Raw genomic sequence first — 23,081 nt, forward strand, 5'->3', positions numbered from 1 at the left:
GTTTCTAGCACTTAGGCATTATATGTATGCCTTAAGTGCTAGAATTTTTTTATGTAATATACATTAAGACACGAGTTATACACAAAAAATATATTCTTGAGTGATATTATAATAAGTGAATACATTTAAGGAGCGTGTGTAGTATGACACATCAAAATAAAGTAGCCATAGTAACAGGGTCAGCACAAGGTATTGGCTTTGAAATAGCCAAACGACTATTTAATGATGGTTTTAATGTAGCGTTAGTGGATTATAATGAACAAGGTGCGAAAGAAGCGGCTGACACACTAAAGACTGAAGGACAAGAAGCTATTGCTTTTAAAGCTGATGTCGCTAATCGTGATGAAGTCTTTCATGTGTTCAGTCAAGTAGTGAAACATTTTGGAGAACTGAATGTAGTAGTGAATAACGCTGGATTAGGACCAATGACACCTATTGATACTGTAACTACGGAACAATTCAATCAAGTTATTGGTGTGAACGTTGGTGGCGTATTCTGGGGTATTCAAGCAGCACTTGAACAATTTGAAACTTTAGGTCACGGTGGAAAGATTATAAATGCAACGTCTCAAGCAGGTGTAGAAGGTAATAAAGGATTATCACTATACTGTAGTTCAAAATTTGCGGTCAGAGGTTTAACACAAGTAGCTGCACATGATTTAGCTGATAAAGGTATAACAGTAAACGCATTTGCACCAGGTATTGTTGAAACACCAATGATGGAAGGTATCGCTATTAAATTAGCTAAAGAAAATAATCAACCTGAAGAATGGGGTTGGAAACAATTTACAGATCAAATAACTTTAAAACGTTTATCTAAACCAGAAGATGTTGCTAATGTGGTTAGTTTCTTGGCTGGTAGTGATTCAGATTATATTACTGGACAAACAATTATCGTTGATGGTGGTATGAGATTCCACTAGATTAGTTAAAGGTATTTAGAAGAAATTTTGATTCAAATCAGACTCATGAACGAATGAGTGTTTAATAAAAAAAGACAGGATAAGGCATTCAGCTCAAGTAAGAGCCAATGAGAATGACTTAATCCTGTCTTTTATATTATTCTGATTTGCTTTGTTTGTTTGAAGTGCTATTGTTTTGAGCTGAGCGATTTGCATTATTATTGTTATTTGATCCTTGGCCACCTTGACCGCCTTGACCTTGTGCTGATTCAGTACTTGCCTTTGGTTTATTTACTGGTTCAGATTGTTGTGTACGTGCCGGCTGATTATTACTTTTTTGTGCCGGTTGATTTGACGGTTTAGATTGAGCTGATTGGCTAGGTGATGTCTGATGATTAGCTTGGGATGATTTTTGAGTTGGTTGTTGATTAGCTGAATGATTGGAACTGTTTACATTATTTTGTTGTGAATTCGTAGGCTCAGCTTGAACAGATTCTTGATTTGTTGTAGTTTTTTCCGCTTTATCTTTTGATGCTTTCTTTTTATCTTTTTCCTCAGTTTTGTGTTCGGCTTTATGAAGAGATGATTTATTTTGGTGTGTCAAAGCTGCAAAAACAGAAAATCCTAAAGCTAATACAAGTGCAAAAATAACAATGCTTGCTAGTAATTTCTTCAAAAGTGTATCCTCCATTAACTTCGATAATCATTAACTATATTATAATCAAATTTTTGAATAAGAACACAACATTTAACGATATTTTAAAATAATAGGAAAGTAAGTGACATATATGAGTGTATTAACTAATGAACAAAAGGTCGAAATTTTATCAGAAATTGTGGCTATCCCTTCAGTCAATGATAATGAATTAGCTGTAGCACAATATTTAGCCCAATGGCTTAATCAATATGATATTGACACACACATTGATTATATTTCAGGTCAACGTGCAAATCTCATCGCAACCATAGGGTCTGGTAAACCAGTCGTTGCAGTATCAGGACATATGGATGTTGTAAATGAAGGGAACCATGATGATTGGACATCGCCACCATTTGAATTGACTGAACGAAATGGTCATTTATACGGACGAGGCGCTGCGGATATGAAGTCGGGATTGGCTGCCTTAGTCATCGCAATGATTGAAATTAAAGCAAGTGGACAATTAAAAAATGGTACCATTAAATTATTAGCAACTGCTGGAGAGGAAATGGAACAAGCAGGATCAGAACAATTATATCGTAAAGGTTACATGGATGATGTCGATGCTCTAGTCATCGCAGAACCATCTTATCCAAGTATTGTATATGCTCATAAAGGATCAATGGATATTAAAATCACATCTAAGGGTCGTTCAAGTCATAGTTCTACACCTTTTATGGGAGAAAATGCAATTACACCACTCATTGAATTGATTCAAAATATTAATCAAGCATATGAAGACATTACCCAAAGTATAAAAGGGACGGCGCTAGATTATGGTAATATGGTCAATCAGATGGCTGATCAATTGCCTAGTTTTGTAAGTAAAGACGAAGTTCAAACTAGAATTCAAGGACTTGTGATGACCAATAGCATGATTAATGGTGGTTCTCAAGTCAATTCTGTCCCTGATCATGCAACTGCAACATTCAATGTTCGTACGATTCCAGAATATGATAATACAAAAGTTAAAGCACTATTCGAGAAATATATCAACGAAGCGAATCAAAGAGGGGCACATCTAACTCATGACATCTATTTAGATCTTGACCCAGTTGTAACAACGGGCGACAATCACTTATTTAAATTAGGGCATCAACTGGCTCAAACATATTTTGATTCTTCTGCTTTGATAGATACACCAACAGTTGCCGTTACGGATGCATCTAATTTATTAAAAGGTAAAAGCGAAGCATTTCCATTCTTAATGATAGGGCCAGGTCAAGGACCACATCAAATAGATGAATGTGTTAATAAAGTTCATTATTTAAAATTTATCGATTACTATATTGAATTACTACTGACTTATCTAAATGAAAATTGATAAGACATGTAAGATAAAATATTAAATTCAATCATAAATTAGATATGACAAAACTGTAAGGACTATTACTTTTAATTGTATGTCTTTAGTTGATGACGTATAATTTAGAAGACCCATAAGCAAAGAAGCTGTGGGTAAAGAATGAGAGGATACGTTATGAATAAAAAGACAAAATCAATCATTGCGTCTACATTAGCTTTCGGTACATTATTAAGTGCATCAGCGAGTGTAGCGCCAGTAATAAATCATACGGCACATGCATCAACAACACAGCAACACCAATCAGCTTACTATACTTATAAAGGTAACGCAGGTTATGATGCGAAGTTTACTTTAGATAAAAATTTCAAAAATGCGATCAAAGCTGGCAACGTTACATTTAATGGTATTAAAATTGCACCAACTCAATCAACTCAAACAGTAATCAAATCAGACCAATTATTCCGTCAATATGATAAAAAATCTAAAAAAGCTTCATTAGTCGATATTCCATTGAAAAAGCAATTGAAGTTAACAGATTTACAAAAATCTTATGGTAAAGATTTGAAAAAAGTAGATAATGGTAAAAATAATACAACTGGTATTTATTACTACCAACCTAAGAAAAATGGCGAAGCAGTATGGTTCGATGCATCAAAAGGTAAAATCGACCGCATTGTCATTGGCTATGAAAAAACCAAAGTAGCGATTCAAAAAGATAAAACGATGGATAAAATTAAATAAGATAGAATGATATGAACAGACGTCCTTATATAGGATGTCTGTTTTTTGATAGATTTAATTATGAATTTAGTCTAATTGGACATTTAAAACAACATTCGATCAAAGTGAATATTGGTGATGAAATAACGGATAGCGTTATGATAGGTCTTTGTGGAAATTCAGGTAATTCGTCAGAGCCTCATATTCATTTTCAAGTTAGTAATCAACCTAGTTTATTAGAAGGGCAATCACTCAAAGTTAATTTTGAAAATAATAGGACACCTATCAAAGGTGAAACGATTCGCAGATAAAACAGTTTGGTAAATTTAATATATTATATTACAAAACACAACGTATATGTATTGAATTTTATGTAATTTTCATTTACTTTTTACAAAAATATAAATAGTATGAGTAGAGGTTAAAATTTAAACATATACGGAGGATTAATATGAAACGATTGTCTAAAACTATCATTTCTAGTATTTCAGTAATAGCTATAAGTAGTTCATTTTATAGTGGACAAGTAAATGCAAAGAATGATCATTCAACAAATCAAAATAAATTAGAAATTAAGGATAAGAATAAAGCATTCCAGGCATTAAAATTATTACCTAATGATAAAAATGCTAAAAAGCAATTTAAGCATTATAAAACAGTCGACGTCAATACAGATCAATTAGGCTATACACACTATACATTACAACCAAAGTTTAAAAATGCATATGTTCCTGATAGAGAAGTTAAAATACATACTAATCCTCAAGGTAAGGTTGTACTTATCAATGGTGACACAGGTGGTAGTGAAATAAAACCTAGCAATACTGTTCAAATCCATAAAAAGAAAGCTATCGATAAAGCATTTGAAGCTATTTCAATGTCATCTGACAAAGCTAAAAACTTTAAAAATGATGTTATTAAAAAGAATGACATTCAAATTAGTGGTCAAAATAACAAATATGTTTATCAGGTTGAAATTGTAACGACCTCTCCAAGAATATCTCATTGGACTATTCAAGTTGATGCTGAGACTGGTGAAATCGTTAATAAACTAAATAATATCCAACATGCGCATACTGAAGGTAATGGTAAAAGCGTATTAAACAAAACGAAAAAAATTAATATTAATAGTAATGATGATAGCTATGAATTGAAAGATGTGACACATAAGGGGAATATTTCAGCTTATGATTATAATGATGAGGATAGCAGTTCAAAACTAATGACTGATAAAGATAAAGATTTCATAGACAAGTCACAACATGCTGGTGTTGATGCGAACGATTATGCTAAAGATGTGTATGATTACTATAAAAATAAATTCGGTCGAGAATCATATGATGATAAAGGGAGCCCTATCGATTCATTAACTCATGTGAATCAATTTGAAAATGAAGATAATCGTAACAATGCTGCTTGGATTGGCGATAAAATGATTTATGGAGACGGAGACAATGATAATTATTTACCATTCTCTGGTGCTAAAGATGTGGTAGCTCACGAAATTACACATGGTATAACTCAAGAAACAGCCAATTTAGTTTATGAAAATCAATCCGGTGCATTGAACGAAAGTTTCTCAGATGTCTTTGCATACTTTATTGATAGTGATAATTTCTTAATTGGTGAGGATATATACACACCTAATGTTAAAGGTGATGCATTAAGAAGTATGTCTAATCCTGAAAAGTATGATCAACCTGCGCATATGAAACATTACTCTAAAACACAAGAAGATAATGGTGGCGTGCATACTAATTCAGGTATCCCTAATAAAGCTGCATATTTAACGATAAAACGTATTGGTAAAGATAAAGCCGAACAAATTTATTATAGAACGTTAACACAATATTTATCTTCTAATTCAAATTTTGCAGATGCTAAAAAATCATTACATCAAGCCGCACTTGATTTATATGATAAATCTACAGCAGATAAAGTTAATCGATCATGGGAAGATGTTGGCGTTTAAACTATCAAGCCTTTCACTGAGATAAGCGCAGTGGGAGGCTTGTTTTATGGGATGACACTTAGGGTTGTCTAACGTTAGACAACGAGCAGTCTAATTTTTGGGAGATAGTTAATAGTCAAATGATTAAAATGCACTACCTTATTTGTTTTGCAAAATAATAATTTACATAAATTTAAAATTAATAACATTGTTTTTGTTAATGAATATAGTAATGTTGTATGTATATTGTATATGAGGAGATACAACATTGAAAAAGTATTATTTAATATCGATTTTGTCTTTTATTTTATTTTTGTTAGTTAGCACGATGGTATATCGGATGGATTTAAAGCAAGAGGCACAAGTTGTAGCAGTAGGCGATAATTTAATACATCCTAATGTATATAAGGATGCACTTGAATCAGATGGTGTTACATATCATTTTAACCCTATGTATCAACATATAAAAAAAGATATTCAAGCGGCAGATATTGCTTTTATCAATCAAGAATCTCCAATTGGTGGAGATCATCGCCCTTATCATGGATTTAAACGATTTAACACACCTAGGGATATTTCAGATAGTTTGGTAGAAACAGGATTTAATTTTATTAATGGATCTAATAATCATGCATTAGATCAAGGTGATGAAGGACTTAAATATCATATTCAACAATGGGATAAATATAAAAATAAAGTGTTGTTTACAGGTACTTACGATTCGCAAAAGTCTCATGATCAGGTGGCTGTCAAAAAGATAAACGGTATCAATATAGCACTGCTTAGTTATACATTTGGTACTAATGGAATTAAGCCTAAACATCAATACGAAATCAACTATTTTGATGACAAACAAATTAAGAAGGATATACAACAAGCCAAAGAAGTAGCGGATGTCATATTTGTATCGGCACACTGGGGAAATGAAGGATCTCATCAACCTAATCCAATACAACGAAAATATGCAAAGTTATTTGCTGATGAAGGGGTGGATGTAGTATTAGGTACACATCCACATGTTATACAACCCGTTGAATGGATCAAAGGTAAGGATCATCATCGTACCTTAGTCGCTTATTCCCTAGGAAATTTCTTGAATGGACAGGAAACTGGAAATGAAAGTAATGACTTACTCGGTAGAATAGAATTTAAAATAATGAAAACGCCTAAAGCAGTAAAAATCGAAAACGTTAAATGGCGAAGTATGGTTAATTATTATGAATTAAGTAATATATACAATAAAAACAGTAAAGTGAACTTTAAAATATATCAATTAAAGGATATTGATGAACGTTTAATCAGTAAACATGGTCGAAATTATGACCCGAATTCTGAAATGAGCAAATTGCGATTACAACAAATAACTAAAGAGGTTATTAATGAAAGATTTTTAGATGAAGACAGTTTATAAAAAATACGTTAGCTTCTGAAATCAATTGTGTTACTAGAAATATTTAACACACTGTTACCTAACAACATCGTTAAATGTTTCATGAGAAACATTGTAAATGATATTCATTATATTAATGATGTATACAACAATAAATCATTTTTACTCCTTTAATGCCCGTAAAATCAATAGAATGGGTAATAGGATCATATTAATACAATGCATAAATAAACAATTTATTGAATTTATATTTACTATGTTGTAAGATGTTATCAAGGAGTTGATGACATGAGCAAGTTTAACTTTGAAGGTAAATGTTTATTAAAATCGACCGATTATTCTAAAGATGAATTGAATTACATCATAGATAAGGCACAACAATTAAAAGCAGAAAAGAAAAATAATCAATCACATCAATTATTAACAAATAAAAATATAGCCATTATATTTGAAAAACCATCTACACGTACACGAGCAGCCTTTAGTGTTGCGGCCCACGACTTAGGTGTTCAAGTAGATTACTTTGGACAGGGAGAGATTCATTTAGGTAAAAAAGAGAGTATATATGACACGGCAAAAGTTCTAGGAAGTATGTATGATGGTATCGAATTTAGAGGACATGATCATAATGATGTTGAAACACTAGCCCAACATGCAAATGTACCTGTCTGGAATGGTTTAACTAATGAATGGCACCCTACTCAAATGTTAGCGGACTTTATGACATTAAAAGAAGAGTGGGGGACGTTAAAAGGTAAGACATTAACATATATTGGAGACGCTCGAAATAATGTAGCGAATGACTTGTTAGTTACAGGGGCGTTATTAGGTGTCAATATGAATATTGTGGCACCAGAATCTCGTTTGCCGGAATCATCTGTGGTAACAATGGCTAACGATTATGCACAACAAACAGGCGCAACGATTCAAATCAGTAGTGATATTGAAAAGAGCGTTTATCAAACGGATGCTATTTATACGGATGTTTGGTTTTCAATGGGAGAACCAACAGATGTTATAGAAGAAAGAGTTAAGGCATTACAACCTTATCAAATCAATATGTCATTAATTCAAAAGATTCAAAATCCTGATGTGAAAGTACTGCATTGTTTACCAGCTTTCCATAATACACAAACTCAAGTAGGTAAAGAGGTCTACGAAAAATATGGATTATCGGAAATGGAGATCACAGATGAGGTCTTTAATAGTCCTTATTCTATAGTTTTTAAACAAGCAGAAAATCGTTTGCATTCTATTAAAGCTGTAATGGCATTAACTTTAGGTGGCATAAAATAAGAGATTACAAATGAGGTGTTATGCATGATTATAGAAGTCTCTAAAGCATTAAAGTCATTTCTTTATGATAACTATGAAATAGAAATAGGCGAAATAGCGAGCAAGCAAATTATTGACTATATTTACCCTATGATAGAAAATGAAATACACGAAGATATGAAAATGGAAATTCAAAACGAAACTATTAATGATGTTATAGCAAAGTTAGAATCTGAAAAGATAATTAATCAAAAATGAATAAAGAGGTTGAGACAAAAGTGTTTAGGATTTGAGCAGAACCTAACGATGAGCAAAATGGTTTTCCCAATTTTGTCGAATCATGAGCGTTCCTAGAGCACCAAAACTTTGCGTCTCAACCTCTTTTATGTTCTATTATTTATTTTGTGAAGCAAATGCTTTAGCAATATCACTTAATTTAGCTGGCGCGTCTTCAACTGCCATTTTCACTTCAACAAAGTGCATGCAATCACCATTTGCATTGATTTTTTCAAATGTTTCTTTTAATTCATGTGATGTATTAACATCATGGACGACTACTTTATCTCCGCCAAATACTGCAGGGAGCGCTTTGTAATCCCACATGTGAATATCATTATATGGTTCTTTCATACCATGAATTAAACGTTCCACTGTATAACCATCATTGTTAACTACAAATATAATTGGTTTCAATTGTTGTCTGATCATTGTTGATAACGATTGAACTGTCAGTTGTAAAGAACCATCTCCGATAAGTAAGACATTACGTCTATGTGGTGCAGCGATTTCTGTACCTAAAGTTGCAGGTAATGTGTAACCGATAGACCCCCATAAAGGCTGTCCAATAAAGGTATTGTCTTTATATAAAGCTAAATCATAGGCTCCAAAGAATGAAGAACCTTGTTCAGCAATTAAAATATCATCCAGTTGTAGGAAGTCTTGCATCATTTTGAAATAAGTTGCTTGAGTTAATGGTTCATGATCGATTTGATAGTTTTCTCCTTGTGGTCGTTGATATTTTGGAAACTCAGATTTGTTTTTATAAGAAATTGTCATTAAGCCATTTAAAAGATGAGGTAGTGCAACTTGTTCAGTGATTGTTTCATTCATTTTAAAATAGTTATGATTAATCATCACAACATCATCGATATCAAATTCAAATGAGAAACCGGCTGTCGCTGAGTCAGTCAATTTCGCACCTATATTTAATATGGCATCACTTTGATTAACATAGTTTTTAACATTTTCTTCGGCGATACTGCCATCGAAGATACCAAGATAATGTTCGTTTTCTTCATTAAAAGCGCCTTTACCAAGAGAAAGTTGTGCGACAGGAATATGAGTTTGATTTACAAATTGTTCTAATTCAGAATGCAAACCAAAGCTATTAATTTCATGCCCTGTAATAATCACAGGTTGTTTAGCAGAATGTAATTTATCTTCAATCATTTGAATATAGCGAGATACATCTTGATCATCACGTGTTTCAGGTTGGAAAGGCTTAGCCACGTCGATTTCAGTCATTGCAACATCGATTGGCAAATGTAAATGAACTGGACGACGTTCGTTGATCGCTGCTTGAATAAGTCTAGGAATTTCAGTTGTTGCATTTTCTGGCGTAATATATCCTTGCGCAGTTGTTATTGGTTCAAACATTTTTCTATAATCATCAAATGTACCTTCACCTAAAGAGTGATGAACATATTTTCCAGCTGACTCAACAGCACGAGTGGGTGCACCAGTAATTGCAATGACAGGTACGCGTTCAGCATAGGATCCAGCAATGCCGTTAACAGCACTCAATTCTCCGACCCCAAACGTAGTAACTAATGCACCTAATCCATTAATTCGAGCATAACCATCGGCGGCATAGCTCGCATTTAATTCGTTAGTATTACCAATCCACTCTACTTGGTCATGAGAAATAATATCGTCTAAAAAGGCTAAATTGAAATCACCAGGGACACCGAATATTTTATCTACCCCTGCAGCATTAACTGCATCCATTAAATATTGTCCTACACGTTGTTTCATTATGCATACCACCTTTGTTTATGTATTTGCATTTTACAATTAAAAGATAACTTTTTGTGGAAATAAAGTCAATCAACTTGACCTTTTAGAAAAGTTTAGCATGACTAAAATAGGAAACTTTATTATAATGAACCTTAAATATTAGAAAAGGAAAGAAAGTACATGTCGACAAATAAAAATGATTATGAACATATGTTATTTTACTTTGCTTATAAAACCTTTGTTACGACAGCGGATGACATTATCGAACAATATGGTATGAGTCGCCAACATCACCGTTTCTTATTTTTTATCAATAAATTACCGGGAATTACGATAAAAGAGTTACTTCAAACATTGGAAATATCAAAGCAAGGTTCTCATGCCACACTGAGAACATTAAAAGAAAAAGAGCTTATTATAGAGCAAATATCCGAACAAGATCGTCGTGTTAAACAGCTATTTGCTACAGAAAAAGGTAATGCGTTAATTAATGAGCTCAATTACGCACAAGATCATCTATTACAAACGATTCAACAAAAAGTAGGAAACAATTGGTACGATATCATGGAAGCGTTAGCCAACCAAAGAGATGGCTTCAAACATATTGAACATTTAAAAAGACAAGATTAACTTATACTTTTACTAATTTTCCCTGTTGCATATGATGCAATAGGGGATTTTTATGAAATGTAATGAGAAAGTCTAAATGTTAAGTAATAATGTTGGAAATATTAACATCATACATACTCTTTTTTAAATTTTTGTTAATAATGTAATAAATAGTTGTTATATTAAATAAAATTATTGCTATTTACAATGGATAAGTTAACATAGGATAAAAGCATTTTATTTTAAGGAGTTTATGAATGAAAAGATATGTAACTAAAAAAGCTAAACCAATTGTTAAAATTACGTTAGGTTTAATCACCGCGTCAATTAGTTTAGGAACAATAAGTGTCGTGACTCAACAAGCCACTGCCCATGCTTCTACTTTACAAACGACTTACAACCATACGAGTGCTCAAAATCAAACACGAACATCATCAACAACACCTCATATATCCCAGTCTAAGAAAGCTGTGAAACGTGTCACAACAACAGTTAAGGCGCCAACTACAGTGAAAACGACGACTAAAGTAGCAGCTATTAAGCAACCAACTCAAACAGTCAAAGCGGTATCTGTTTCAGCTCCTAAAACAAATCAAACATCTACGATTAAAACAAGCACGAGTCATACACAAAAACCAACATCAGCAAAAGCACCTACGTCTATACATCCTAAAAGTGGAACCACAAGTACGAAATCCTCAACAAACCATGCGACAACAAAATCACCTATAACAAAGCCAACAGTATCAAAGACATCAACAACGAAACCAACAAATACGACACAACATACAACTACAACACCATCAAAATCAACAACGTCAACGAAAACATCTACAACGACGCGTCCACCGAGCCAGACATCGAAGACGGTATCCAAGACATCAACAAGTACTGCCAAAGCACCTACGACATCTACATCACGATTAAGTACTAAACCGTCAACGACGACTGTTTCATCAACGAAACCAGTAACATCGACAACATCAACTACAACACCAAAAAGCGCAAATTCGAAAGAAACTACAATACCTGCGATAGGTACAAATACGGATGTTAAACCTATCAAACCGATTGAAAGTGCACACAAAGATTATTACACTTCAATGACCCAACTTGAACGAGAAACTAAAGAAGATATAGATTGGAAGAAAGAAACTCGTGACCAAGGCAACCAAGTGCTAATCGTTGCGCCTCATGGAGGTAATATAGAACAAGGTACGTCTGAGTTAACAAAGTTACTTGCACAACAAGGCGGTTATGATTATTTTTCATTTGAAGCCACTAGACCATCTAATAATACACAATTGCATGTGACGTCGACACATTATGATGATCCAACTTTACATCAAATGGTTGAAGGACGATCGGCTACCATTTCCATACATGGAGCTAAAGGAGACGACCCAATTGTATTCTTAGGCGGCGCTAAGTCTGACCTAAGAGATGAGATTCAATCACAATTGGAAATTAGAGGATTTACTGTACAAGTTCCACCTGAATATTTAGGCGGATTAAATGAGAATAATTTCATTAATAAAAATGAAAATAGTACTGGCGTGCAATTAGAGTTAACGATCTCATTACGAAAAGCGTTATTTAATAATCAAGATATGAGTACATCATCACGAAAAAATGACGATAATTGGTCGCCGTTAATGTATCAATTTGCAGATGCTTTGCATATGGCAATATCTAAAACTACGGATACATCAGCACATTAAAATCAACGTGTTGAGTGTATTGAAAAAAGAATGTTGGCGATATATATTAAATTTAATTTATGTTTTTTCAATCCATTGATAATAAGGTTTTTAAAATTGTTGAAAAAAAGTGTATAATTATGTCATAAGAATTTCAAAGCGATAGTTGAAATGAATAATCGAAAAAGGAGTTTTTATGATGAAAAAATTCGCTATATTATTAACTTTAGTCGGTGCAGGCTACTATGCATTTAAAAAGTATCAAAACCATGTAAACCAAGCACCTAATATTGAATATTAATATGTATCATGAATAAATAGATGCATACATTAAAATAAACCGAGATGAGTCACGCTCATCTCGGTTTATTTAATATCAAAGCTTATTTTACGTCATTAGCAAAGAAATCAAAGATGTTTTTCGCACTATCTGTATTTTCTTTATTTCCTTTGAATTGATTAGATCCAGGACCATAGGCATACGTATTTACATCTTCACCAGTATGACCGTAAGTAGTCCAACCTGTATGAGATGCATCATTGATTGGTTTTTGAATTGCATCTTGAAGACGTGTCGTTTGTTCGACAACTTTTGGATCTTTTTCATCTTTGCCTGATTTTGTTAATTTCTTCAGCTTTTTAGCTTCTTTTTTAACTTTATCAAGTTGTTCTTTAGGGAAGTCAATGCCATAGCCATCATTGATTACTTTTTCAGGATCTTTACCAGTAGCAATTTCTTTTGTCATATACATACCAGAATGTTTCATTTGATGAATTGATTGAGGATTCCATTTGTAATCTTTACCTTTACCGATGGTCATACCACCTGTAGAATGATCTGCTGTTGCTACAACAAGTGTATCTTTATGTTGTTTAGCATAGTTAATCGCGTTTGAGAAAGCTTTATCAAACCCTTGCATTTCAGACATTACACCCGTAACATCATTTGGATGTGCAGCTTTGTCGATAGATGCACCTTCTACCATTAAGAAGAACCCTTTATCATTCTTTTCAAGTTTACTTAAAGCGCTATTTTCCATATCTACTAATAATGGGTTGTTTTCTGGCGCATCAATTTGAAGTGGCATATCTTTCTCAGAGAATAAACCTAACACCTGATTGCTCTTTGATTGATTCAGTTCATTTTTATTAGAAACCACATCGTAACCATCTTTTTTGAATTTTTGATCTAAATTCCCATTTTCTTTGCCAAAATATTTAGAACCGCCACCTAAAATGACATCTACTTTATGTTTGCCGTTAATTTTATCGTTATAAAATTGTTTCGCAATTTCATCTTTTTTATCACGAGAATCAACATGAGATGCATAAGCTGCAGGGGTTGCATCAGTGATTTCTGCTGTAGATACAAGGCCCGTAGATTTACCTTTTTCTTTTGCACTTTCTAATACAGTTTTCACATTATTTTTATTAGCATCGACACCAATGGCACCATTGTATGTTTTATGACCTGAACTAAACGCTGTAGCACCTGCCGCAGAATCTGTCACGTTTTCTTTAGGGTCATTAGGATAAGTACGGTTAGTACCCTTTAAATATTTATCAAATGTAGTGGGTTTCATCGATTTAGCTGAGGGATCGTTTTGATAATAACGATACGCAGTGTTAAATGAAGGACCCATTCCATCGCCAACTAAGAAAATGACATTTTTAGGGTTTTTAGTATTACCGAAAGCAATAGCTTCATCATTACTTTGTTTCTTATTGTTATCTGTATTTGTACCAGAAGCTAAAGATACATTCGTACTACTTAATAATGTTGCAGCAACGATACTACCTGATAACAAGTATTTAGTATATTGATTAAATGATTTCATTTAAAAAGCCCCCTAATATATGTATAAACGTATTACAATTTAAGTATAAGCAAGGCATTTTGATTAAATGTGTGGTTCTTGTAAATAGATTGTAAACATGGATAAAAGGGGATTTTATGAACGGATGATTCATAACAAATGTACTTTTAATAATAAACATGTAAAATAGATATTAAATAGAGTATAGCAAGAGAGAAATTGGAAGCCATTTTGACACCATGGAAACTCATGCTTAAAATAAACGAGGTGAAAAAATGATATTTGTTATGTTATCTCCGTTATTCATCATAGGTTTTATTGCATTAAGTATTTATGAAGAAAAAAGAAGAAAGAAGAATGAAGCTGCTAAAAAAGCATCAAATGATACTCAAACTGATTCAAATCAATCACAACATCAAGATAAATCTATGTAACGCAACGAAAGGTGTATCTCAATGAAGATTTTGATAGTAGAAGATGACTTAGTCATTGCAGAAAGTTTAGCAAATGAACTTAAGAATTGGAACTATGACGTTAAGTTGGCAAAACAGTTTTCTCATATTTTAGATGATTTCAAAAGCTATCTACCTGACTTAGTACTACTAGATATTAATTTACCTACTTTAAATGGATTCCATTGGTGCCAAGAAATTAGAAAAATATCAAACGTACCTATTATATTTATCAGTTCACGGACGGATAATATGGATCAAATTATGGCGATTCAAATGGGTGGCGATGATTTTATTGAGAAACCATTCAATTTATCGTTAACAGTTGCAAAAGTACAAGCTTTATTACGACGAACTTATGATTTAGCTGTATCCAATAACGAATTAAATGTTAAAGGATGTCAACTGATTGCTGATGAGGCAAAGTTAATGTTCCAAGGTGAGGTGACACAACTGTCTTTAACGGAACTTCAAATCATTAAACTGTTGTTTCAAAATGAAGGGAAATTTGTGAATCGAACAGCTCTGATTGAAAAATGTTGGGAATCAGAAAATTATATTGATGATAATACTTTGGCAGTGAACATGACACGATTACGAAAAAAATTAAATCAAATTGGCTTAACAGATTTTATTGAAACGAAGAAAAATGTGGGTTATAGGGTGTAAATAAGATGTTACTAACGTTTATTAAATCAATTAAAAATGAAATAGCGATTGTTACTTTCATATCCTTACTATTTGTACTCATTTTCTTCGTTTTTTCACTCCCTAAAAGTGCGTTAATACTAGGTGTAGCAATCATTTTATTTATTATGTGTATTTATTGGTGGATCAGTTATTTAGGTTTTCAAAAAGAAGAAAGACTTAAAGAAAAAGTAGTGTCACTCGAAGAAGAACTATTTGAAATGAAAAACAAGCAAATTGAATATCGTAAAGATGTTGAAAGTTATTTCTTAACCTGGGTACATCAAATCAAAACGCCTATCACTGCATCGCAACTATTACTAGAGCGTAATGAACCTAATGTTGTCAATCAAGTGAGACAAGAAATTGTACAAATTGATAATTATACCCGCTTAGCACTCAGTTATTTAAAACTACTTAATGAAGCGTCTGATATGACAATCACCGAGGTGACTATAGATGATTTAATTAAACCCTTAATCATGAAATATCGTATTCACTTTATAGAACAACACACTAAAATTCATTACCAATCTATTGATAATAGCGTCTTAACAGATGCACAATGGACTTCAATATTGATAGAACAGATACTAAATAATGCATTAAAGTATGCACGTGGAAAAGATATATGGATTGACTTTGATTCAACTTCTCAACAATTATGTATTAAAGATAACGGTATTGGTATTAGCCAAGCAGACTTGCCGAAAATCTTTGACAAAGGATATTCTGGTTACAATGGTAGCCTTAATGAATCCTCAAGTGGCATTGGATTGTTTATCGTTAAACATATTGCGCAACATCTGAATTTAAATGTTGAAGTGACATCAGAATTGAATAAAGGTACACAATTTACAATTAGCTTTCCAATGCAAAGCTAACTTTCAAAATTGTAAGATGGCCAACAAGATTTGTAAGAAATTATAAATGTTGTTGGTCCTTTTTTAATATAAAATAGAGTTGGTATTAGAAAGGAGCGTCCATATGTTACTAGAAGTCAAACATGTCAAAAAGGTATTTGGAAAGGGTTTGAATAGAACTGAAGCCTTAAGCGATATGAATTTATTAGTTGATACTGGTGAGTTTGTAGCCATTATGGGTGAATCAGGATCTGGTAAATCTACATTATTACAACTGATTGCTACATTTGATCAATTAACGGAAGGTACCATTCAATTGAATGGTCAATCCCTAGCGTCATTGAAACAAAGAGATATTGCTCAATTTCGACGAGAACAACTAGGATTTGTCTTTCAAGAATTTAATATTTTAGAATCAATGACAAATAAAGATAATATTTTAATGCCGTTGGTCTTAAGTAATCAATCTGTTCATACGATGCAAGAACGTATAGAGAAAGTGAGTCGACAACTTCATATTAGTGACATCTTAAATCAATTTCCAAATCAAATTTCTGGTGGACAAAAACAACGCGTTGCTATAGCACGTGCGCTTATTACACACCCTAAACTTTTATTAGCGGACGAACCAACGGGGGCGCTTGATTCAAAAAGTTCGAAACAGTTAATGCAATTATTTCAACACCTCAATCAACAACAACAAACGATTTTAATGGTTACGCATTCTAATATTGATGCGTCATATGCCAACCGTGTTGTTTTTATTAAAGATGGCCGTTTATATCACGAGATATATCGTGGCGAAGAAAGCCAGATAGCATTTCAAAAGCGAATTGCTGATAGTTTAGCAATCATAAATGGAAGGGAGTAAATCACGTGCCCCTAACAATGATTTGGACAATAGTGAAACGTCATTTTGTAACTCAACGGCATATCATTATACCTTTTATTTTGTCTTCCAGTACGATATTTGCGATTGAATACATATTATTATCGCTAACTACAAACACATATATTCAACAACATCAACAATTACTAGGTGTTTTTGCAATAATTGGAAATGTATTTATGTCATTATTAGCTATCATATTTATCATTTATGCGAATCAATTTGTTATAAAACAACAACAAAAGACATATTCACTTTATATTATTTTAGGTATGGAAAAACGTCATCTTAGCATCATGATATTCATAGAATCCTTCATAAAATATTGTATTATCTCATTATTGAGTATCGTTGGAGGATATTTATTCGGTGCACTATTATTTATGTTCATTCGTAAGGTAGCGACAGGACGAGAAGGGTACCTAAGTGCCTATCCATTTGATTTTAAAGCTATGTGGATAACATTGCTATTATTGTCAATTGTCATGATATTTTTATTAATTATTAATATATTTAAAGTCACTATGCAAAATCCAATGCAATTAATGAATAAGAAGGCATATCGTGATTATCGATTTCAAAATGTATTCAATTATAGTTTATTAATGATCGGTGTTTTATGTGTTGGCAATGGTTATCGTATAGCCTTGCAAAATAATACGCCAATAGAGTCGATTTTGTCATTGTTTGCTGCTATCTTTTTTGTGTTTATAGGCACCTATTTATTATTTATTTCATTAAGTGTTTTACTCGTTGAAAGGTTACAAAAGTTGCCTAAGTTTTACTATCGACCTAAACGATTCTTTTTGATATCAGGATTAAGGGCACGTATGAAATCGAACGCAGTAGGGTTAGCAAGTATCGCGATTTTATGCACGTTTTTGATTGTTACTTTAGGGATGACCGTCACAACATACAGAAGTATGGGTGAGAATGTTCGTAATATGTGGAAAAATCAATACCTTACCAGTGTTGAAGGTGATTTTCATCATGATGAAAAGGTAGCTCAAAAGGTTAAAGCAGTAACCAAAGATATTAAACAAAATGTACATTCAGATACACCGAAAATCTATACTCAATCCATGTTTAATGTGCTTTTAGATAAGCATTCGGATTATCGGCGTTTACTCAAACCAAGTAACACACCAAACAAGTTCAATATTGATCCATGGAGTACTAAAAATGTGTTTATTACGATTATGACATTGAATGATTATAATCAATTTAATCGCCCACTACATTTAAAATCAAATGAAATAGGTGTGAACACGAGCATGCAAATGCTGGATTTGAATGACAAATTAGTACTAAGAGGAAGATCCTTTAATATTAAACCAGTTGAAGAAACCAATGTGAATTCTATAAGATTTAGTGAAAACATTAATTTAATCGTTAAAAATGACAAAGAACGCGATCAAATCATCCAATATTATACTAAAACATCATCCAAAGCTGACGATCAAGTGACTCACACGATGGTTGAATTTAATGCGTATGATTTAAAAGGGAAAGACACACCGGATATTCATAAAATTGAACAAAAATATCATATTAATATCACTAGCTATGAATCATTTCGTAAAATGTTTTATAACTTCAATGGTGGCTTAATATTTGTTGGAAGTTTAGTTTCTTTCATTTTATTGATTGGTATATTCTTAATGATTTACTTTAAGCAAGTATCAGAAGCACAAGAAGATGTTGATCATTATGTCACAATGGCACATCTAGGATTAGATAATGATGATATCAAACAAATATTAGATCAACAGTTAATTTGGTTATTCAGCGTTCCGTTCATTGTAGGTATACTCCATACAGTGGTTGCCTCAAAAATAATATATAATGTACTCGGATTATTTGGAGAAGTTAGTAGAGGTATATTTATAATTAGTTTTTTAAGTGTGGTAGTTATAGTAAGTGTACTTTACCTATTTATGTATAAAATGACTTCCTATTTATACTTAAATTATGTAAATCAATTAAAAAATAAAACTTATAAACTACTGGTATAATAGGAAAAATAAAACTATTAGCGATTTAATTTTATAATTTAAGCATACATGGTATTTCAATTGGGTAATGATAAAGAAACAAAGAAAGAGGTGTAATTTAATGAAAAGGACAATTGAACGGATCCTTGCTTGGTTAGGGATCATTACTCAATTATTTATATTATTAGGTTTAGGCATTGGTACCATGTTTGGTGGTACAAGCGAAGTGCAAAAAGAAATTAAAAGACAGGCTAAAGAACAGGCGGCTTCAAATCCAGCCGTGGACTCATCGTCACATATGTCTGAGTTATTACCATCAATACTTAAAGTTGGACTTATTTATGGTTTAGTTATTTTAGTGATTGCACTTATTGCGACACTACTAATTAAGAAAAAAGCGAAATTAGCAGGTGTTTTACTCATCATTGCTGCTGTACTTTCATTAGTAATAAACTGGATTGCTGCTTTATTCTGGATTATTGCAGGTATTATGTTATTAGTTAGAAAAAATAAAGATAATCATGATATCAAGGATAAAGACAGTGCCCATAACAAACATTCAAAGGATAAGCATCATGATAAAGCAGACCATTTAAATGATGACAATCGTAAACATCATCACGATGTAGAAGATAGACATGATCGTGATGTAGAAGGAAGAGACGCACGTAACGGATTCGATGCAGATCGCAGAGATGACAATCGTCACGGAGCAGACCATCATGATGTAGACCGTCGTGATGCTAATCATCAAGACACAGATCGTCGATTCGAAGATACAGAAAGAAGACACGATGATCGTAACGTAGAAGGAAGAGACGCACGCAACGGATTCGATGCAGATCGCAGAGATGACAATCGTCGTGATACAGACCATTCTCAAGACCATTTTGAAAATGAAACACATAATAAAGATAACTTCGTTGATAAAGTAACACGTCGCTTCAAGAATGATGATAAGAAATAACTATAAGTAGTAGATTTTATGCTTTACCTTGAAAGGAACATTTCATTGTTCCTTTCAAGGTTTTTTATTTGAGGAACAATTTCTATATGCGCAACTAATTATTTTAAAAAAGTAATTGTGAATACATGTTATTTGTCAAATGTAATCAATATCGTTATTATGAATTGATATTGACTTTTTTCATTGAAAAGGTTTGAAATTTCTCTATAAGTCTATAATATAATTTGCGTGCAAATTATTATGAAAATTTCAAAGATAGATAACATGATTTTAATCATTGTAAACAAAGAGATGATTATATTGTTTTTTTGAATCATATATTTTAAAGAAAGGAGGATTCATCGATGTATACAGTAGGGTTGGTACCATCGCCTGGTGTTGCGCATGAGCATGTGACGAAGATTATTCCCAAAATCAAACAATTGCTGACAGAAAGGATTAATGATGATAGTCAGTGGAACTTTGATGTTCAAGAGGATTTAATTATCGGTTCAGCAGAAGATGTACACGAGAGTGTTGATAAAGCAGAACAAATTAAAAATGAAAAACATTGGGATTTCGCAATATGTGTTACGGACCTTCCTAGTATTTCTGGAAAAAAGGTAGTCGTTAGTGATTTCAATAACGAAAAGCAAGTCGCAATGTTATCATTACCTTCATTGGGTGCGATTGATTTAAAAAGAAAGTTGATTAGTAGTATTACTACGATGATTGAACAACTTTATTATAATGAACCATTATCAAAGACGAGCACCCATCCATTCATTCATTTAAAATCGGTAGAACCCGAAGAAGACGAATCTCCCAAGAGGCGATATATTAATACATTAATGATTATAAGTTGGATTCAGTTGATTTGTGGTTTGACGCGTGCTAATAAACCATGGAAAAATATTTTTAATTTCAAAAAAATTATTTCAGTTGCCTTTGCTACAGGGACATATGTGTCTATTTTTTCTATGCCGTGGGAGCTTAGTGTGATTTACTCACCTATCAGATTTATTGTATTAATGATTATTTCTATTGTAGGTATGGCATGTTGGCTGCTATATGCGCATAAATTGATTGAAAGAAAAACAGCCAAATCGCAAAGAACGTATAGATGGATATACAATGCCACAACGATGTTGACACTGATTGTGATTACGCTAATCAATTATTTCATATTGTATTTATTATTAATTATAAGTATCACATTATTTGTACCAGTGAGTTTATTTAATAGTTGGACTAGTGCACAAGCAGAATTTACTTTTATGAATTATGTTAAATTAATTTGGTTTGTATCATCACTAGGCTTATTAGCTGGAGCAATGGGATCTACAGTAGAAGATGAAGAGAAAATAAGAAAGATTACGTATTCATACCGTCAATACCATCGTTATAAGGAAGCACAAGAAGAAAAAGAAGAGCAAGAACAACAACATGATCCATCACAACAAGAGGTTGAAAGACAGTCTACTAGTGATGATAGTGATGACGATGTATATGAAGAAAAGAAACAAGACCATAGAGAGGAGGGTCATTAATGTCTGAAAGAAAGGTAATTGGTTTAGTTGTAGCACCTGGTGTTACTGAAAAACTAGCAGAGAATTTAATGGAAGATATACCTGACATTTTATCAGAACAACACAATAATCAAATTGAATGGGAAATTGATTTAGTTGTTGACCCTCTAACCGGCTATGCGGAAAGAGTAGAAGAAATATTTAAAAAGGTACAAGCGTATCATGATGAACGAGAATGGGATTACGTATTAGCTATTACAGACTTACCGATATTTCACCACAGACGCGTCATGGCACTGGACATTAATATGAGAAACGGTGCAGCTATCTTCTCATATCCTGCGTTTGGTTGGAGACCAGTTAAAAAAAGATTTAAAAACGCGATTGTTACAATCATTAATGAAGTCCATCATGCAGAGCAAGACCACCGTAATTATGATGATAATGATTATATCGAACAAAGTGTTAAACAACAGTTCCCACTTTCTAAAATAGACAAGACACAAGTGTATTTAGATGACACAGATTCAAAACATATACGATACTTATCTAGTTCTAGATCAAGAGGCATGTTTAGATTAGTCAGTGGGATGACATTTGCCAATAATCCGTTAAATATGATGGCGAGTTTAAGTAACATTGTTGCCATTGCTTTTACTACTGGTGCGTTTGGTTTAATATTTACAACAATGTGGCAAATGGCTAATAATTTCTCAATGTGGCGATTATTTGGGATTTCTATTATTGCGATACTAGGTATGTTGCTATGGGTTATGATGTCACATGACCTATGGGAATCCACAAAGCAGAGTAGTAATAAAAGAATTACACTTTTATATAATTTAACTACAGTGATGACACTCTTGATTGCAGTTATCATTTATTATATTATCCTGTACTTAATGTTTTTATTTGCAGAATTAGTTCTTTTACCTGCCGATTTCTTAGGCCAACAAATTAGTCTTAAAGGACCAGCCGGCCCTGACTTATATCTAAGTATTCCATGGTTTGCAGCTTCAATATCAACTGTAGCAGGTGCCATTGGTGCAGGTTTACTTGACGAAGAACTAATCAAAGAAAGTACGTATGGATATCGACAACGAATTCGATATGAAGATACACATAAAAAGCAATAATATATAACCTGGGACGTTTGGTATGTCTCAGGTTATTTTTTATAGAATAGATTTATTTAGAAAACCTTACCTTACTATTTCACAACCTTCACCTAATTATTTCTTTAAATATTAAAATATTAAATTTTAAAAATTGTATTGAAAAGATAGTCTTTTTAGAAAAAGTAATTTAAAATATTGGTTAACAATATTTTTTAGA

The 23,081-nt window shown here is 32.7% G+C and carries 22 protein-coding genes; 19 read left to right on the top strand and 3 right to left on the bottom strand.

Translation table 11 applies throughout. The features are described from left to right. Positions 1-143: 143 nt before the first annotated feature. On the top strand, positions 144-923 hold the full coding sequence (locus JX000_RS00950; RefSeq protein WP_145506426.1) for a (S)-acetoin forming diacetyl reductase: 780 nt from the start codon (positions 144-146) through the stop codon (positions 921-923). 136 nt (positions 924-1,059) lie between these two features. On the opposite strand, the gene JX000_RS00955 is transcribed toward JX000_RS00950, so the two are convergent. Continuing rightward, the gene (locus JX000_RS00955; RefSeq protein WP_145506423.1) at positions 1,060-1,578 is read right to left on the bottom strand and encodes a hypothetical protein; all 519 of its coding nucleotides are present in this window, start codon (positions 1,576-1,578) and stop codon (positions 1,060-1,062) included. Between the two features lie 112 nt (positions 1,579-1,690). Between JX000_RS00955 and JX000_RS00960 the strand changes: the two genes are divergently transcribed. From JX000_RS00960 to JX000_RS00990, 7 genes are all read left to right on the top strand, one after another. Beyond that, entirely contained in the window at positions 1,691-2,926 is a 1,236-nt protein-coding gene (locus JX000_RS00960; protein ID WP_002452048.1) for an ArgE/DapE family deacylase, read from the top strand. A gap of 156 nt (positions 2,927-3,082) precedes the next feature. After that, the gene (isaB, locus tag JX000_RS00965) at positions 3,083-3,649 is read left to right on the top strand and encodes an immunodominant staphylococcal antigen IsaB family protein (protein ID WP_002452049.1); all 567 of its coding nucleotides are present in this window, start codon (positions 3,083-3,085) and stop codon (positions 3,647-3,649) included. An 11-nt stretch (positions 3,650-3,660) separates the two neighbouring features. Next, positions 3,661-3,939 carry a M23 family metallopeptidase gene (locus JX000_RS00970; RefSeq protein ID WP_145506420.1) on the top strand — a complete coding sequence of 93 codons (279 nt, stop codon included), beginning with the start codon at positions 3,661-3,663 and terminating at the stop codon, positions 3,937-3,939. A 140-nt stretch (positions 3,940-4,079) separates the two neighbouring features. Further along, a complete protein-coding gene (locus JX000_RS00975; protein ID WP_145506417.1) occupies positions 4,080-5,600 on the top strand; it encodes a M4 family metallopeptidase in 1,521 nt (506 codons plus the stop codon). Positions 5,601-5,847: 247 nt separating this feature from the next. After that, positions 5,848-6,990, top strand: coding sequence for a CapA family protein (locus tag JX000_RS00980; RefSeq protein WP_186364171.1), 1,143 nt, complete (start codon positions 5,848-5,850; stop codon positions 6,988-6,990). Positions 6,991-7,257: 267 nt separating this feature from the next. After that, positions 7,258-8,265 (top strand): ornithine carbamoyltransferase, encoded by a 1,008-nt coding sequence (gene argF / locus JX000_RS00985; protein ID WP_145506411.1) that lies wholly within the window; start codon positions 7,258-7,260, stop codon positions 8,263-8,265. 24 nt (positions 8,266-8,289) lie between these two features. Next, a complete protein-coding gene (locus tag JX000_RS00990) occupies positions 8,290-8,502 on the top strand; it encodes a hypothetical protein (RefSeq protein ID WP_002452054.1) in 213 nt (70 codons plus the stop codon). A gap of 135 nt (positions 8,503-8,637) precedes the next feature. On the opposite strand, the gene JX000_RS00995 is transcribed toward JX000_RS00990, so the two are convergent. After that, positions 8,638-10,278, bottom strand: coding sequence for an alpha-keto acid decarboxylase family protein (locus tag JX000_RS00995; RefSeq protein WP_206140782.1), 1,641 nt, complete (start codon positions 10,276-10,278; stop codon positions 8,638-8,640). A 162-nt stretch (positions 10,279-10,440) separates the two neighbouring features. Between JX000_RS00995 and JX000_RS01000 the strand changes: the two genes are divergently transcribed. From JX000_RS01000 to JX000_RS01010, 3 genes are all read left to right on the top strand, one after another. After that, the gene (locus JX000_RS01000) at positions 10,441-10,890 is read left to right on the top strand and encodes a MarR family winged helix-turn-helix transcriptional regulator (RefSeq protein WP_002452056.1); all 450 of its coding nucleotides are present in this window, start codon (positions 10,441-10,443) and stop codon (positions 10,888-10,890) included. Between the two features lie 236 nt (positions 10,891-11,126). Beyond that, complete coding sequence (locus tag JX000_RS01005; RefSeq protein WP_206140783.1) at positions 11,127-12,590, top strand: poly-gamma-glutamate hydrolase family protein; 1,464 nt, start codon at positions 11,127-11,129, stop codon at positions 12,588-12,590. A gap of 178 nt (positions 12,591-12,768) precedes the next feature. Next, entirely contained in the window at positions 12,769-12,870 is a 102-nt protein-coding gene (locus JX000_RS01010; protein WP_015364644.1) for an SE2200 family small protein, read from the top strand. An 82-nt stretch (positions 12,871-12,952) separates the two neighbouring features. On the opposite strand, the gene JX000_RS01015 is transcribed toward JX000_RS01010, so the two are convergent. Beyond that, positions 12,953-14,407 (bottom strand): alkaline phosphatase, encoded by a 1,455-nt coding sequence (locus JX000_RS01015; protein WP_145506402.1) that lies wholly within the window; start codon positions 14,405-14,407, stop codon positions 12,953-12,955. Between the two features lie 254 nt (positions 14,408-14,661). Here JX000_RS01015 and JX000_RS01020 point away from each other — a divergent pair, with 254 nt between their 5' ends. The 8 genes from JX000_RS01020 (at position 14,662) to JX000_RS01055 (ending at position 22,882) form a co-directional block, all read left to right on the top strand. Beyond that, on the top strand, positions 14,662-14,820 hold the full coding sequence (locus tag JX000_RS01020) for a hypothetical protein (protein ID WP_002452059.1): 159 nt from the start codon (positions 14,662-14,664) through the stop codon (positions 14,818-14,820). Between the two features lie 21 nt (positions 14,821-14,841). After that, complete coding sequence (locus JX000_RS01025) at positions 14,842-15,507, top strand: response regulator transcription factor (protein ID WP_075778257.1); 666 nt, start codon at positions 14,842-14,844, stop codon at positions 15,505-15,507. Positions 15,508-15,512: 5 nt separating this feature from the next. Next, positions 15,513-16,409: a sensor histidine kinase gene (locus JX000_RS01030; protein WP_145506399.1), complete on the top strand. Its 897-nt coding sequence runs from the start codon at positions 15,513-15,515 to the stop codon at positions 16,407-16,409. A 103-nt stretch (positions 16,410-16,512) separates the two neighbouring features. Next, a complete protein-coding gene (locus JX000_RS01035; protein WP_075778255.1) occupies positions 16,513-17,259 on the top strand; it encodes an ABC transporter ATP-binding protein in 747 nt (248 codons plus the stop codon). Positions 17,260-17,276: 17 nt separating this feature from the next. Further along, entirely contained in the window at positions 17,277-19,292 is a 2,016-nt protein-coding gene (locus tag JX000_RS01040; protein WP_241004994.1) for an FtsX-like permease family protein, read from the top strand. Between the two features lie 100 nt (positions 19,293-19,392). Then, entirely contained in the window at positions 19,393-20,238 is an 846-nt protein-coding gene (locus JX000_RS01045) for a DUF4064 domain-containing protein (protein WP_145506393.1), read from the top strand. Between the two features lie 344 nt (positions 20,239-20,582). Next, positions 20,583-21,767 (top strand): hypothetical protein, encoded by a 1,185-nt coding sequence (locus JX000_RS01050; protein WP_049423172.1) that lies wholly within the window; start codon positions 20,583-20,585, stop codon positions 21,765-21,767. After that, a complete protein-coding gene (locus JX000_RS01055; protein WP_002452066.1) occupies positions 21,767-22,882 on the top strand; it encodes an MFS transporter in 1,116 nt (371 codons plus the stop codon). Before JX000_RS01050 ends, JX000_RS01055 begins: the two co-directional genes overlap by 1 nt. The last annotated feature ends 199 nt before the right edge of the window (positions 22,883-23,081 follow it).

The organism is Staphylococcus sp. SB1-57, assembly GCF_017086425.1.
Lineage (GTDB): Bacteria > Bacillota > Bacilli > Staphylococcales > Staphylococcaceae > Staphylococcus > Staphylococcus warneri_A.

Coding starts and splice junctions, on each gene's coding strand:
- JX000_RS00950 (WP_145506426.1), top strand. CDS start 144: ATGACACATCAAAATAAAGTAGCCATAGTAACAGGGTCAGCACAAGGT.
- JX000_RS00960 (WP_002452048.1), top strand. CDS start 1,691: ATGAGTGTATTAACTAATGAACAAAAGGTCGAAATTTTATCAGAAATT.
- isaB (WP_002452049.1), top strand. CDS start 3,083: ATGAATAAAAAGACAAAATCAATCATTGCGTCTACATTAGCTTTCGGT.
- JX000_RS00970 (WP_145506420.1), top strand. CDS start 3,661: ATGAACAGACGTCCTTATATAGGATGTCTGTTTTTTGATAGATTTAAT.
- JX000_RS00975 (WP_145506417.1), top strand. CDS start 4,080: ATGAAACGATTGTCTAAAACTATCATTTCTAGTATTTCAGTAATAGCT.
- argF (WP_145506411.1), top strand. CDS start 7,258: ATGAGCAAGTTTAACTTTGAAGGTAAATGTTTATTAAAATCGACCGAT.
- JX000_RS00990 (WP_002452054.1), top strand. CDS start 8,290: ATGATTATAGAAGTCTCTAAAGCATTAAAGTCATTTCTTTATGATAAC.
- JX000_RS00995 (WP_206140782.1), bottom strand. CDS start 10,278: ATGAAACAACGTGTAGGACAATATTTAATGGATGCAGTTAATGCTGCA.
- JX000_RS01000 (WP_002452056.1), top strand. CDS start 10,441: ATGTCGACAAATAAAAATGATTATGAACATATGTTATTTTACTTTGCT.
- JX000_RS01005 (WP_206140783.1), top strand. CDS start 11,127: ATGAAAAGATATGTAACTAAAAAAGCTAAACCAATTGTTAAAATTACG.
- JX000_RS01010 (WP_015364644.1), top strand. CDS start 12,769: ATGAAAAAATTCGCTATATTATTAACTTTAGTCGGTGCAGGCTACTAT.
- JX000_RS01015 (WP_145506402.1), bottom strand. CDS start 14,407: ATGAAATCATTTAATCAATATACTAAATACTTGTTATCAGGTAGTATC.
- JX000_RS01020 (WP_002452059.1), top strand. CDS start 14,662: ATGATATTTGTTATGTTATCTCCGTTATTCATCATAGGTTTTATTGCA.
- JX000_RS01025 (WP_075778257.1), top strand. CDS start 14,842: ATGAAGATTTTGATAGTAGAAGATGACTTAGTCATTGCAGAAAGTTTA.
- JX000_RS01030 (WP_145506399.1), top strand. CDS start 15,513: ATGTTACTAACGTTTATTAAATCAATTAAAAATGAAATAGCGATTGTT.
- JX000_RS01035 (WP_075778255.1), top strand. CDS start 16,513: ATGTTACTAGAAGTCAAACATGTCAAAAAGGTATTTGGAAAGGGTTTG.
- JX000_RS01040 (WP_241004994.1), top strand. CDS start 17,277: ATGATTTGGACAATAGTGAAACGTCATTTTGTAACTCAACGGCATATC.
- JX000_RS01045 (WP_145506393.1), top strand. CDS start 19,393: ATGAAAAGGACAATTGAACGGATCCTTGCTTGGTTAGGGATCATTACT.
- JX000_RS01050 (WP_049423172.1), top strand. CDS start 20,583: ATGTATACAGTAGGGTTGGTACCATCGCCTGGTGTTGCGCATGAGCAT.
- JX000_RS01055 (WP_002452066.1), top strand. CDS start 21,767: ATGTCTGAAAGAAAGGTAATTGGTTTAGTTGTAGCACCTGGTGTTACT.